Below are 12,775 nucleotides of genomic sequence, written 5' to 3' on the forward strand. Positions count from 1 at the left end.
AGTCGAACCAACAAGGCGGTCAACCATGGCCTGTCAGGCATAGGTACGTTGCAACAAATGTGGGAGCGGGCGTAGCCCGCGATGCGCCGTGCGGACGGCGCTCGATCTTGAGGGCGCTGCAAGACTCAAGACAGGCACCTGGCGGCCTCGATCCGGCTCCCCGACAATTCCCCCCGCAACTGCCGCCGATACCTTGGCAACGCCATCCCCAGGAACAACGCCGCCAGCACCAGCAACGACACCGACGCCGCCAGCGCATAACGCAACGACTCCCCGCCCAGCGTCCCCACGAAGAAATCGCTCAGCACCCCGATCAGCAACGGCCCGATGCCCACCCCGAGCAGGGTCATGGCCATGACGAAGATCGCCGTGGCCTGGGCCAGGCGCGTCGCCGGGAACAGGTGGGTGATCGCGCCCAGGCAGGGCGTCGCCCACCACACGCCGAAGAAGCCGAAGGCGCTGTAGAACAGGAACGCCTGCGGCACGGCGATGCTGCCGATATGGAAGGCAATGCCCTGGGGCCAGAGGAAATAGGCGAGGGCGAAGGGAATGCTGAGCAGGGTGCCGAGCAGCGGCACACCGATCTGCCAGCCCACATCGCGGCGCGCCAGACGATCAGTAAGCATGCCGCAGACCAGGGTGCCGATGGTCGAGCCGGTGCCACCCACCACCCCGACGAGGAAGCCGGCCTCCTGCAGGTTCAGGCCATGGGAGCGGATCAGGAAACTCGGGCTCCAGGTGCCGATGGCATAGCCGGCGATCGCCGCCGCGCCGCCAGTCAGCACCAGCCAGACGAATGACGGCATGCGCAGCAGCTCCAGCAGCGTCTGCAGCCAGCCGTCCTGCACCGCCGCGCGTTGTTCTGCCGCCATCACCCGCGGCTTCGGTGCGCGCACGGTGAGCAGCAGGACCAGGCCGAGCAGGATCCCCGGCGCGCCGATCAGCAGGAACGCATAGCGCCAGCCATGGTGCTGGGCGATCCAGCCGCCCAGGCCGAGACCGACGATCGCGCCCAGGCTCGACCCCAGCATCAGCACCGACAACGCCGTGGAGCGGCGCTCGGCCGGATACAGGTCGGACACCATCGCCACCGAAGGCGCCGTGCCGCCGGCTTCGCCCACCGCCACGCCGATGCGCGCCAGGACCAGGGTCAGGAAGTTGCCGGCCATGCCGCAGAGCATGGTCATCAGGCTCCAGGCCATGCAGCTGAAGGCGATCACCGGCTTGCGCCCGATGCGGTCGGAGAGCCGCCCCAGGGGAAAGCCGAACACGGTGTAGAACACCGCGAAGGTCACCCCGGAGAGCAGGCCGATGCCGGTATCGGAGATGCCGAACTCGAGCTTCACCGGCTCGATCAGGATCGCCATCAGCTGGCGGTCGATGTAGTTGAAGACGTAGATGCTGGCGAGCACCAGAAGCGCGTAGTGGGTGCGCCAGGTGACAGGGTTGGATGGGTTCACTGCGCTGCTCCGGTTCTTGTTCTATCGAGCTCGATCGTCGGCGCATCCGGCACCCGCTTCATCGTCCGTTCAGACCATTTTCCACGCTTGTACGCAAGGTGCCCGAGACGATACCCGAAGGCGCAAAACTAGTCTTGTCGGACGATGTTCGCGCCTCGTTCGACGTCAATCATGCAGCCCATGTCCGGGGTTGCGGCAGGCCCGTCAGCCCGGGAAACAACAAGAAACGAAGGAGCTGACATGAGCATTCTGTTCGAGCCGGTGCGCCTGGGCGAACTGCAGCTGGCCAACCGTATCGTCATGGCCCCCATGACCCGCAGCCGCGCCGATGCGCGTGCGGTGCCCGGTGCCGAGATGGTCGAGTACTACCGCCAGCGTGCCGGTGCCGGGCTGATCGTCGCCGAAGGCACCGCGCCGTCCGCCAGCGGCCTGGGCTACTGCCGCACCCCGGCGATCTACAACGCCGAGCAGATTGCCGCCTGGCGCCAGGTCACCGAGGCGGTACACGGCGCGGGCGGTCGCATCGTCCTGCAACTGATGCACGTTGGTCGTGCCGCCAGTCGCTTCAACAAACCCGAAGGCGCGGCGACCGTGGCGCCTTCGGCGATCCGCGCGCGGACCCAGGTGTTCAGCGACGCCCAGGGCATGGTGGACACCGAGCAGCCCGAAGCACTGAGCCTGGACGGCATCGCCGCGGTGATCGACGAGTACCGCCAGGCCGCGCTGAATGCCCGCGACGCCGGATTCGACGGGGTCGAGCTGCACTGCACCAGCGGTTACCTGCCCATGCAGTTCCTCGCGTCCGGCAGCAACCAGCGTGACGACGCCTACGGCGGCAGCGCGAGCAAGCGCGTGCGCTTCGTCGCCGAGACTGTGCAAGCCATGGCCGCAGCCATCGGCGCGGGGCGCGTCGGCGTGCGCATGTGCCCGGGCAACCCGTACAACGACATCCACGACGAAGACCCGCTGGCGACCACCGTCACCCTGTGCCAGGCCCTGGAACCCCTGGCGCTGGCCTACCTGCATGTGATGCGTTCGCCCGTCGACGGGCTCGACGCCTTCGGTCTTGCGCGCGAGCACGCGCGTCAGAAACTGATCCTCAACGACGGCTTCGACGGCGCTTCGGCCCGCGCCGCGCTGGAGGCGGGCGAGGGCGCGGCGGTGTCCTTCGGCCGTCACTTCATCGGCAACCCCGACCTGGTCGAACGCCTGCGCCACGGCCGGCCGCTGGCCGGCTTCGAGCGCAAGACCCTGTACACCGCGGGTAGCCGCGGCTACACCGACTACCCGCGCTTCGACGCCGCGCTGGAGGTGACACCATGAACCTGCCAGCGAGCATCGTGGTGCCGCGGGAACAGACCCAGGCGCTGCTCGACCGGCGCTCCGCGGCCAGCGCGCAGATCAGGCCGGCGGACCTCTACACCCTGGCCGATCGCCTGGAACAGCAGGCCCAGCGTTTCGCCGAGCGGCCCTTGCTGATCTACGGCGACGACGTGCTGAGCTACGCCGAAATGGATGCCCGCGCCAACCAGATGGCGCACACCTTCTACGCCAAGGGCCTGCGTGCCGGCGATGTCTGCGCCATCGCCATGGAGAACCGTCCGGCGTTCTTCAGCGCCTGGTTCGGCCTGGTCAAGCTCGGCGTGGTGGTGGCCTTCATCAACACCCAGGTCAATGGCAAGCCGCTGCTGCATGCGCTGGCCACCACTGCGGCGAAAGCCCTGGTGATCGGCGAGGAGTGCCTGGGCAATCTGCTGCAGACCGGCGACTTGCCGGCACTGGCCTACTGGCTGGTGGCCGATGCGGAAAATCCCTGGCCGGGTGCCATCCCCGGTTTCATCGACCGACAGTTCGCCAGCCGCCTGGACAGCGCACCGCGCACCGCCTTCCCGCGGGATATCCGCGCGCAGGTCGAGGCGCAGACGCCGACCCTGCTGATCTTCACCTCCGGCACCACCGGCCTGCCCAAGGCGGCGCGCTACAGCCACATGCGCTGGCTGTCGTCCGGCGACGTGATGGAAGTCACCCTGGAGGCCACCTGCGCCGACGTCTTCTATTGCTGCCTGCCGCTGTACCACGGCGCCGCCGCTACCTCGGTGACCTCCACCGCGCTGCGCGCCGGGGCCAGTATCGTGGTGCGGCGCAAGTTCAGCGTCAGCGAGTTCTGGCGCGATGTGAACCGTCACGGCATCACGGTGTTCCAGTACATCGGCGAAATCTGCCGCTACCTGCTCAATCGCCCCGCACAGCCCGGCGAACGCCAGCACAGCCTGCGCTGCATGCTCGGCGCCGGCCTGACCCCGGAGTCGTGGCAGCGTTGGATCGAGCGCTTCGGTCCGATCCAGGTCTTCGAGGGCTGGGGCGCCACCGAGGCCAATACCAACCTGATCAATGTCGACAACTACCCGGGTTCCTGCGGCCGGGTTCCGGACTGGAGCCGCACCAACCTGCGCCTGATCCGCTACGACATCGAGAACGACTGCCACCCCCGCGACGAGAACGGCTTCTATCAGCTCGCCGAAGTGGGCGAGATCGGCGAGGCCATGGGCTTCATCGTCGACCACCCGGATATCGGCGGCGGGCGCTTCGAGGGCTACACCTCGGCCGAAGCCAGCGAAAGCAAGATCCGCCGCAATGTGCTGCGCGAAGGCGATGCCTGGTGGAGCTCCGGCGACCTGCTGCGCGAGGACGCCGATGGCTACTGCTATTTCGTCGACCGCATCGGCGACACCTTCCGCTGGAAGAGCGAGAACGTCTCGACCCAGGAAGTGGCCGATGCCCTCGGCGACCTGCACGGCCTGGAACTGATCAACATCTACGGTGTGCAGGTGCCGGGGCACGAGGGGCGGGCGGGCATGGCCGCGGTGCTGATGCAGGCGGGACAGGCATTCGATCCGCAGGCCCTGTACCAGCTGACGGAAGCCCGGCTGCCGCGCTATGCCGCGCCGGTGTTCGTCAGGGTCAGCGCGGCGGCGGACCTGACCAGCACCTTCAAGCTGCGCAAGGTCGACCTGCAGCGCCAGGGCTACAGCCCGCAGGCATGCACCGACCCGCTGTTCATCCGTGACGAGACTACCCGCAGCTACCAGCCGTATTCGCTGGAACTGCTGCAGCGCCTGGAGCTGGCGCCTTTCGTGGTCGCCGATCATGGCTGAGTTCGACGCGAACGGCCACGAACTGCGCGACGGTCTGCGCTACCCCTGGCCGCAGACCCCGGACAGCGGCGCGGTGCGCGAGGTGGCGGATGGCGTGCTGTGGCTGCGCATGCCGCTGCCGTTCCGGCTCGACCATATCAACCTGTACCTGCTGCGCGATGGCGACGGCTGGGTGGCGCTGGATACCGGCATGAACACCGCGCAGACCCGCGCGGTGTGGGACGCGGTACTGGCCGGGCCGTGCGCCGGCCTGCCGTTGCACGCGGTGATCTGCAGCCATTTCCATTCCGACCATGCCGGGGTCGCCGGCTGGCTGGCCGAGCGCTTCCGCTGCCCGATCCTGATGAGCGAGGCGGAGTACCAGGCGCTGTACGTCAAGGTCCCGGAAGGCGACGCGCCGGGCTGGGATTTCCTCGACTACTACGCCCGCGCCGGTTTCACCACGGAGCAGGCCGGCGAGATGTACCGGACCATCCAGGACGGGCATTTCCGCCCGTTGCACTTCAACAGCTATCGGCGCCTGCGCGATGGCCAGTGCCTGCGCATCGGCACCCGCGACTGGCAGGTGAGGGTAGGGCGCGGGCATTCGCCGGAGCACGTCTGCCTGTACAGCGCCGCCGACCGCCTGCTGATTGCCGGCGACCAGGTGCTGCCGCGGATCACCTCCACGGTGGGCGTGCATGCCACCGAACCGGACGCCGATCCGCTGCGCGACTGGCTGGCGTCCATCGAGCAGTTGCGCGGCGTGCCGGATGACGTACTGGTCCTGCCGGCCCACGAGCGACCGTTCCGCAACCTGCATGCGCGCCTGGAGCAACTGGCGGCGCATCACCACGCCCACCTCGCGCGCCTGCTGGACAGCTGCGCCGAACCACGCACCGCGCGCGAGCTGATGAGCGTGCTGTTCCCCCGGCTGAGCGGGCGCTTCGACGAACTGATGGCGCTGGGCGAAACCCTCGCCCATGCCAACTACCTCATGGCCGAAGGGCTGCTGCTTCGCGAGGAGGACGGCGACCTGTATCGCTACCGGCGCCGCGCCAACCTTGCCTAAAACTGGCGGCCGGAATGGCTGCCCAACAGGAGAGTCAGTGTGATCGATAACAACAAGAAAACGCCTGGCCTTGGCTCACGAGGGCTTCAGCTCAGCGGCCTGGCCACGGCCATCGCCCTGGTGGCGACCCAGGTTTCGGCCGGGGAGACCCTCGAGTTCGACGATGGCACCACCATCGACTGGTCGGTGACCACCAGCTACGGCATCGGCATGCGCCTTGGCAAGCAGAGCGACCGCCTGCTCGGGGTCAACGCCGACGACGCCAACCGCAACTTCGACCGCGGCGCGCTGACCACCCACCGCGTCGGCGCGCTGGGCGAGATGATTCTGCGCAAGGACAACTACGGCGCGGTGGTGCGCGCCAGTACCTTCTACGACGACGTCTACCACAAGGGCAACGACAACGACTCGCCGGCCACGGTGAACAAGAGCGGCGACCACGACGAGTTCACCAGCCGCACCCGCTACTACAGCGGCGGCCGCACGCGCCTGCTGGATGCCTACGTGTTCGGTGGCTGGCGCTTCGACAACGACACCATGCTCGACGTCAAGGCCGGCCGGCACATCGAGTCCTGGGGCGAGAGCCTGTACTACCCCGGGGTCAACGGCGTGCAGAACCCCTCCGATGCGGTGAAAGCCGCGCAGCCCGGCGTCGAGGTCAAGGAAGTGCTGCTGCCGGTGGGGCAGGTGTCCGCCTCGTTCCGCCTCAATCCGCAGATCACCTTCGGCGCCTACGTGCAGTACGAATGGAAGGGCACCGAACTGCCGCCGGTGGGCAGCTACCTGTCGAGCAGCGACGTGATCGGCCCGGGGCGCGAGTTCCTCATCACCCCGACCGGACGGGTCGCCTACCGCGGCACCGACGAGCCGCGCGACAGTGGCCAGTGGGGCGTGCAGGTGCGCTTCCGGCCGGTGCCGGCGATCGAAATGTCGCTGTTCCACGTCAACTACCACGACAAGAACCCGGCCACCGCCCTGGTCGGCTACAACCCGCTACCAGTGGGCGGCGGCCTGTATGCCTTCGCCGCCAACGGCTACCGGGTCAAGTATTTCGAGGACATCAAGCTCACCGGGATCAGCGCCTCGACCAAGATCGGCGAGGTGCAGATCGGCGGCGAATGGTCGTACCGCGACGGCGCGCCGATCATGGTCAACACCGGCCTGGGCCCGGTCCCGGCCCGCGGCAAGGGCCAGCAGATGCAGCTCTCGGCCATGCGCGTGCTGGGCGATCGGCCGTGGGCCAGCCAGACCACCCTGACCGGGGAAATCATTCATGTGCGGGCCGACAGCGTCGACGCCACCTCGGCGGCGCCCAACCTGCAAGGCGTCAACCTGCTGCCGTCGCTGGCCGGCATGGTGGGAGAGTCCGATGACTACAGCTACAAGACCTCGTCCGCCTGGCGCAGCCGCACGGCCAGCGCCTACACCCTGGGCGCATCGTTCAGTTATCCGGGGGTTTTCCAGGGCTGGGATCTGGAAGTGCCAGTGCGCTTCTCCAACGTGTTCAGCGGCTCGACACCCATGGCCGGAAGCATCTCCGGGGTGCAGGGCGACCGACGCATCAGCGTAGGCACCACCTTCAAGTACCTGGGCAACCTCGAAGTCGGCCTCAACTACACCGGCTACCTGGGCTCGCCGGACCCGATCAAGCGGCCGTTCGCCGACCGCGACTACGCCACCTTCTCGATGAAATACAGCTTCTGATCCACATCCATCGACACGACACCCGGGCCAGGGGCCCGGGCAGGGAGGAAACATGGGCCTCAAAGGGCACGCGGCCATTGTTGGCACCGCGCAATACAAGCCGGAGAAGTACGCCACGGCGCCGAAGATGTTCCACCTGGAGCAGGTCGCCGACCTCGCCGCTCGCGCCTTGCGCGATGCCGGCCTGAGCGCGCAGGACCTCGACGGGCTGGTGATCAACGGCCCGCAGTTTCACGAAGCCTCGGTGTTCGTCCCGGCCATGGCCGCGGAATACCTCGGCCTGCGGCTGAACTTCGCCGAAGTGGTCGACCTCGGCGGCTGCACTTCGGTGGGCATGGTCTGGCGCGCCGCCGCCGCCATCGAACTGGGCCTGTGCCAGGCAGTGCTGTGCGTGCTGCCGGCGCGCATGGCGCCGTTCGGCCCGGACGAAGACCCGAGCTGGATGGCCCGGGCCATGCGCTTCGGCGGGCACAGCACGGCGTTCGGCGCGCCGGAAGCGGAGTTCGACCTGCCTTACGGGCACATGGGGCAGAACACCGGCTACGCGATGATCGCCCAGCGCTATGCCGCACAGTACGGCTACGACCCGCGGGCCATGGCCAAGATCGCCGTCGATCAACGGACCAACGCCCTGGCCAACCCGGAGGCGATGTTCTTCGGCCAGCCGCTGAGCGTGGAGCAGGTACTGGCCAGCCGCATGGTCGCCGACCCACTGCATGTGCTGGAGATCGTCATGCCGGTGGCCGGCGGCGCGGCGATGATCGTCGCTTCGAAGGAAGTGGCCGCCCGGGCCCGCAAGCGCCCGGCCTTCGTCACCGGCTTCGGCGAGCACCTGGCGTTCAAGTCGCCGTCCTATGCCGAGGACATGCTCCGCACGCCGATCGGCCCGGCCTCGCAGCGGGCCTTCGCCATGGCCGGGGTGAAACCGACCGACATGCACGCCGCGCAGATCTACGACTGCTACACCATTACCGCCTTGCTGACCCTGGAAGACGCCGGTTTCTGCGGCAAGGGCGAGGGCATGGCGTTCGTGCGCGAGCACGACCTGACCTTCCGCGGCGATTTCCCCATGAACACCCACGGCGGCCAGCTCAGTTTCGGCCAGGCCGGCTCGGCCGGCGGCATGTCGCAGGTGATCGAGGCGGTGACGCAGATTGCCGGCGCCGCCGGCGAGCGCCAGTTGCAGCGCTGCGACAACGTCTACGTCTCCGGTACCGGCGGCGTGATGAGCGAGCAGGGCGCATTGATTCTTCAGGGAGCTTGAGCGATGTCCAACAACAAACCGATGCCCGTCGCCACGGAAATCTCCGCGCCGTTCTGGGAAGGCCTGAAGGCCCGCCGCCTGCTGATCCAGCAGTGCAATGCCTGTGCACACTGGGTGTTCTATCCGCGCCGGCACTGTCCGCAATGCCTGGCCCACGACCTGGCCTGGCGCGAGGTGCAGGGCAGGGCGATGCTGTACAGCTACACCCTGACGCGGATTGCCACCTTGCCGGACTTCGCCGACGAGATGCCGCAGAAGCTGGCGGTGGTGGAACTGGCTGAAGGGGTGCGGATCAACACCACCCTGGTCGGCCTGAACGAGGACGAGATCCGCGTCGGCATGGAGCTGCAGCCGGTGTTCGCCGAGGTCGACGGCAAGGGCAATCGCCTGCTGCGTTTTACCGCCGTGGAGAAGGACGCCGCAGCGCTGGAACCGTTGCCGGGGCTGGCACCGGTGGTGGAGGTGGAGACGTCGGCGGTCACCCGCATCGACTTCAATGATGCCGCGGCGTTGCAGGCGCTGGTCAGCGACAGTTTCAGCGACTGGAGCAATGTGATCGTGGTCGACCAGGCATTGATCGATGCCTTCGCCCAGCTGTCCGGGGATGACTACTGGATTCACACCGATCCCGAGCGGGCGCGGTTGCACAGTCCGTTTGGCGGCACCATCGCCCATGGCGCGCTGGTCCAGGTGCTGCAGTCGCGGATGAAGCTGGCACTGGGCTTCGAGATCACTGGTTTCAGCACCCAGATCAACTATGGCTCGGACCGCCTGCGCTTCCCCGCGCCGGTACCGGCGGGGGCACGGATTCACTCGCGGGCGCGGGTCAAGAGCGTGGAACTGCTCGGACGCGGGACGCAGTTGACCCTGGAGATCAATATCCATGTGCTGGGGCAGGAGCGGCCTTCGGTGATCAATGACCTGGTGATTCTGTATCGCGGTTGAGTCAGTATTCGCGAGCTCGCTCCCGCGATCCTTGTGGGAGCTCGCTCGCGAAGGACCGCAACGCGGTCCCACCACTGACACCGAGGTTCCGAATGTCTCCCCACTTCCACCCCGTCGACCTGAAAAAAGCCTACCGCCTTCTGAACCACGGCCCGACCGTCCTGGTTTCCGCCAGCCACGCCGGCGTCGACAACGTCATGGCCGCCGCCTGGGCCTGCGCCCTGGACTTCGACCCGCCCAAGGTCACCGTGGTCATCGACAAGATCACCCGTACCCGCGCGCTGGTGGAGAACAGCGGCTGGATGGTGGTGCAGGTGCCCAATGCCGGGCAGTTGCAACTGACTCACCAGGTCGGCAGCCACAGCCTGGCCGAGCAGCCGGACAAACTCGACCAGGCCGGCGTCGAACTGTTTCGCGTCGATGGCTATCCGGCGCCGCTGGTGGCCGGGTGTTCGGCCTGGCTGATGTGCCGGGTGATCGACGAGCCCCACAACCAGAGCACCTACGACCTGTTCATCGCCGAAGTGGTGGCCGCCTGGGCGGACGAGCGGGTGTTCGTCGATGGGCACTGGCTGTTCGAGAAGGCCGATCCGGCGCTGCGCAGCCTGCACTATGTGGCCGGTGGGCACTTCTATGCGATCGGCGAGGCGCTGGATGTGGAGCAGCCCTGATCGACGTGCTCGCGGTCAGGGCAGAACAGATGTTTTGTTGAAAATTAAACTAAATGTTGATATTTTGCCTGTCCAACCACCCCGGACAGTCCCATGCCTGCCTCCCCGGAACGCCAACTGGTCCTCGACGTGCTGCATGCCACCGTGCGCATGCTCGGCACCGTCCTGGGCCGCAACACCGAAGTGGTCCTGCACGACCTGACCCACCCGGAACATTCGGTGCTGGCCATCGTCAACGGTCATATCAGCGGGCGCCAGATTGGCAGCCCGATCCTCGCCGGCCCGCGCCATGACCGCGGTTTCGACGCCGTGTTGCGGGCGGCGCTGGAGAAGGGCAGCCAGACCCCGGTGGTGATCGGCAACTACCCGACCCAGGGCCATGACGGCAAAACCTTGCGCAGCGCGACCGCCGTATTCCGCGATGCCGGCGGCGAACCCTTCGCCAGCCTCTGCGTGAACAGCGACCTCAGCGGTATCGCCGCCGCCCAGGCCTGCCTGGAGCAATTGCTCGGCAGCGCCGAAGAACCGCCGCCGGCACCCAGCGAGGCCCCGGACCTGGAACAGCTGATGAACCGCATCATCGACGGCGCGCTGCAGGACGCCCGCCAGCGTGGCGTGCGTTTCGGCAAGACGCAGAAGCTCGAAGCGGTACGGCAGATGCACGACGGCGGGCTGTTCATCGTCAAGGGCGCGGTGGAGAAAGCCGCGGCGGCGCTAGGTGTCAGTCGCTACACGATCTACAACTACCTCGAAGAAATCCGCAACGGTTAAGGAAAGCGCCATGCAACTCCCGATCTACCAGGTCGATGCCTTCAGCGATCGCGTATTCGGCGGCAATCCGGCGGCGGTCTGCCCGCTGGAGCACTGGCTGGACGACGTCACCCTGCAGCGCATCGCCGAAGAGAACAACCTCTCCGAGACCGCGTACTTCGTCGCCGAAGGCGAGGGCTACCGGCTGCGCTGGTTCACCCCCGAGGTGGAAGTCGACCTGTGCGGCCACGCCACCCTGGCCGCGGCCTGGGTGCTGTTCAACGAACTCGGCGCCCGCGAGTCGACCCTGCGCTTCTTCACCCGCAGCGGCGAACTGCGGGTCAGCCGCGAGGGCGATCGCCTGGCGATGGATTTCCCGCAGAAGCATCCCCAGCCACACACGCCACCAGCCGGCCTGGCCGAAGCCCTGGGCTGCCGGATCGCAGCGCTGTACCGCAGCGACGACTACATCGTGGTGGTGGAGGATGCGCAGACCCTGGAGAACCTCAAGCCCGACTTCGCCGCCCTGATGCACTACGACGTGCGCGGCATCGCCGTGACGGCGCTGGGCAGCGACGGTTTCGATTTCGTCTCGCGCTTCTTCGGCCCGCGGGTCGGGGTCAACGAAGACCCGGTGACCGGTTCGGCGCATACCTCGCTGGTCACCTACTGGGCCGAACGCCTGGGCAAGCGCCGCTTCGTCGCCCGCCAGGGCGGTGCGCGGCGCGGCCAGTTGCGTTGCGAGCTGGCGGACAACGGCCGGGTGATCATCAGCGGCGAAGCGCGCCTGTATATGCGCGGCAGCCTGTTCCTCGGAGCCTCGGCATGAGCCTGCATCTGCACACGCCCTTGCTGGCGTCACGCCCGCTGAGCCTGGCCAGCGGCCAGGAGGTCTGGCTGAAACTGGAGGCGCTGCAGCCTGCCGGTTCGTTCAAGCTGCGCGGTATCGGCCTGGCCTGCGAACACCATGCGCGGCAGGGCAAGCGCCGGTTCATCTCGTCCTCCGGCGGCAATGCCGGGATCGCCGTGGCCTATGCCGGACGTTGCCTGGGCCTGCCGGTGACCGTGGTCGTACCGGAAACCACCACCGAGCGCGCCCGCGAGCTGATTCGCCAGGAGCAGGCCGAGGTCATCGTCCACGGCAAGGTCTGGCAGGAGGCCAATGAACTGGCCTTGTCACTGCTGGGCGAGGACGATGCCTTCATTCATCCGTTCGACGACCCGCTGCTGTGGGAGGGCCATGCCAGCCTGGTGGACGAAGTCGCCGCAGACGGTTTCACGCCGGATGCGGTGGTCCTGGCGGTGGGTGGGGGCGGGCTGCTGTCCGGTGTCTGCGAAGGGCTGCGGCGCAACGGCTGGGACGATGTGCCGGTGTTCGCCGTGGAAACCGCCGGTGCCGCCTCGTTGGCAGCCGCCATGGCCAAGGGCGAACGGGTGGTGCTGGACAGCATCGACAGCGTCGCCACCTCCCTGGGTGCCAAGCAGGTCAGCGAACAGGCTTTCATGCTGAGCCAGGGTGGAAAGGTGTTCAGCCATGTGGTCAGCGATGCCGACGCGCTGGACGCCTGCGAGCGCTTTCTGTCCGACCATCGGCTGCTGGTCGAGCCGGCCTGTGGTGCTGCGCTGGCCCTGGCCTATGCGCCGAGTGCCGAACTGCGCCGCTACGAGCGTGTGCTGGTGGTGGTCTGCGGTGGCGTGACCGCAACCCTCGAGCAGATCCGCGAGTGGCGCAAGACCGCGAAGTGACCCTGCAGGGTTGTATCGCTGTGTATCCA

At 67.4% G+C, this 12,775-nt stretch carries 11 protein-coding genes; 10 read left to right on the forward strand and 1 reads right to left on the reverse strand.

Translation table 11 applies throughout. The features are described 5' to 3' along the window. Positions 1-125 precede the first annotated feature (125 nt). Entirely contained in the window at positions 126-1,460 is a 1,335-nt protein-coding gene (locus RTI28_RS27770) for an MFS transporter (protein ID WP_316923484.1), read from the reverse strand. A gap of 240 nt (positions 1,461-1,700) precedes the next feature. Between RTI28_RS27770 and RTI28_RS27775 the strand changes: the two genes are divergently transcribed. From RTI28_RS27775 to RTI28_RS27820, 10 genes are all read left to right on the forward strand, one after another. Further along, a complete protein-coding gene (locus RTI28_RS27775) occupies positions 1,701-2,783 on the forward strand; it encodes an alkene reductase (protein ID WP_316923485.1) in 1,083 nt (360 codons plus the stop codon). Then, positions 2,780-4,615: a long-chain-acyl-CoA synthetase gene (locus tag RTI28_RS27780; RefSeq protein WP_316923486.1), complete on the forward strand. Its 1,836-nt coding sequence runs from the start codon at positions 2,780-2,782 to the stop codon at positions 4,613-4,615. Before RTI28_RS27775 ends, RTI28_RS27780 begins: the two co-directional genes overlap by 4 nt. Further along, on the forward strand, positions 4,608-5,666 hold the full coding sequence (locus tag RTI28_RS27785; protein WP_316923487.1) for an MBL fold metallo-hydrolase: 1,059 nt from the start codon (positions 4,608-4,610) through the stop codon (positions 5,664-5,666). Before RTI28_RS27780 ends, RTI28_RS27785 begins: the two co-directional genes overlap by 8 nt. A gap of 39 nt (positions 5,667-5,705) precedes the next feature. Then, positions 5,706-7,370, forward strand: coding sequence for a DUF1302 domain-containing protein (locus tag RTI28_RS27790; protein WP_316923488.1), 1,665 nt, complete (start codon positions 5,706-5,708; stop codon positions 7,368-7,370). Between the two features lie 52 nt (positions 7,371-7,422). Beyond that, a complete protein-coding gene (locus tag RTI28_RS27795) occupies positions 7,423-8,634 on the forward strand; it encodes a thiolase family protein (RefSeq protein WP_316923489.1) in 1,212 nt (403 codons plus the stop codon). A gap of 3 nt (positions 8,635-8,637) precedes the next feature. Beyond that, a complete protein-coding gene (locus tag RTI28_RS27800) occupies positions 8,638-9,579 on the forward strand; it encodes an OB-fold domain-containing protein (RefSeq protein ID WP_316923490.1) in 942 nt (313 codons plus the stop codon). Between the two features lie 92 nt (positions 9,580-9,671). Then, positions 9,672-10,250, forward strand: a complete 579-nt coding sequence (locus RTI28_RS27805; protein WP_316923491.1) for a flavin reductase family protein — start codon at positions 9,672-9,674, stop codon at positions 10,248-10,250. A gap of 93 nt (positions 10,251-10,343) precedes the next feature. Beyond that, on the forward strand, positions 10,344-11,021 hold the full coding sequence (locus RTI28_RS27810) for a transcriptional regulator (RefSeq protein ID WP_316923492.1): 678 nt from the start codon (positions 10,344-10,346) through the stop codon (positions 11,019-11,021). A gap of 10 nt (positions 11,022-11,031) precedes the next feature. After that, complete coding sequence (locus RTI28_RS27815) at positions 11,032-11,829, forward strand: PhzF family phenazine biosynthesis protein (RefSeq protein ID WP_316923493.1); 798 nt, start codon at positions 11,032-11,034, stop codon at positions 11,827-11,829. Then, the gene (locus RTI28_RS27820) at positions 11,826-12,746 is read left to right on the forward strand and encodes a pyridoxal-phosphate dependent enzyme (protein WP_316923494.1); all 921 of its coding nucleotides are present in this window, start codon (positions 11,826-11,828) and stop codon (positions 12,744-12,746) included. Before RTI28_RS27815 ends, RTI28_RS27820 begins: the two co-directional genes overlap by 4 nt. Positions 12,747-12,775 lie beyond the last annotated feature (29 nt).

The sequence above is a fragment of the Pseudomonas sp. zfem002 genome, assembly GCF_032621685.1.
GTDB lineage: Bacteria > Pseudomonadota > Gammaproteobacteria > Pseudomonadales > Pseudomonadaceae > Aquipseudomonas > Aquipseudomonas japonica.

Bases quoted from the DNA above. Each gene is read 5' to 3' on its own strand.
- RTI28_RS27800 (WP_316923490.1), top strand. From the start codon at position 8,638: ATGTCCAACAACAAACCGATGCCCGTCGCCACGGAAATCTCCGCGCCG.
- RTI28_RS27785 (WP_316923487.1), top strand. From the start codon at position 4,608: ATGGCTGAGTTCGACGCGAACGGCCACGAACTGCGCGACGGTCTGCGC.
- RTI28_RS27815 (WP_316923493.1), top strand. From the start codon at position 11,032: ATGCAACTCCCGATCTACCAGGTCGATGCCTTCAGCGATCGCGTATTC.
- RTI28_RS27775 (WP_316923485.1), top strand. From the start codon at position 1,701: ATGAGCATTCTGTTCGAGCCGGTGCGCCTGGGCGAACTGCAGCTGGCC.
- RTI28_RS27820 (WP_316923494.1), top strand. From the start codon at position 11,826: ATGAGCCTGCATCTGCACACGCCCTTGCTGGCGTCACGCCCGCTGAGC.
- RTI28_RS27795 (WP_316923489.1), top strand. From the start codon at position 7,423: ATGGGCCTCAAAGGGCACGCGGCCATTGTTGGCACCGCGCAATACAAG.
- RTI28_RS27780 (WP_316923486.1), top strand. From the start codon at position 2,780: ATGAACCTGCCAGCGAGCATCGTGGTGCCGCGGGAACAGACCCAGGCG.
- RTI28_RS27810 (WP_316923492.1), top strand. From the start codon at position 10,344: ATGCCTGCCTCCCCGGAACGCCAACTGGTCCTCGACGTGCTGCATGCC.
- RTI28_RS27805 (WP_316923491.1), top strand. From the start codon at position 9,672: ATGTCTCCCCACTTCCACCCCGTCGACCTGAAAAAAGCCTACCGCCTT.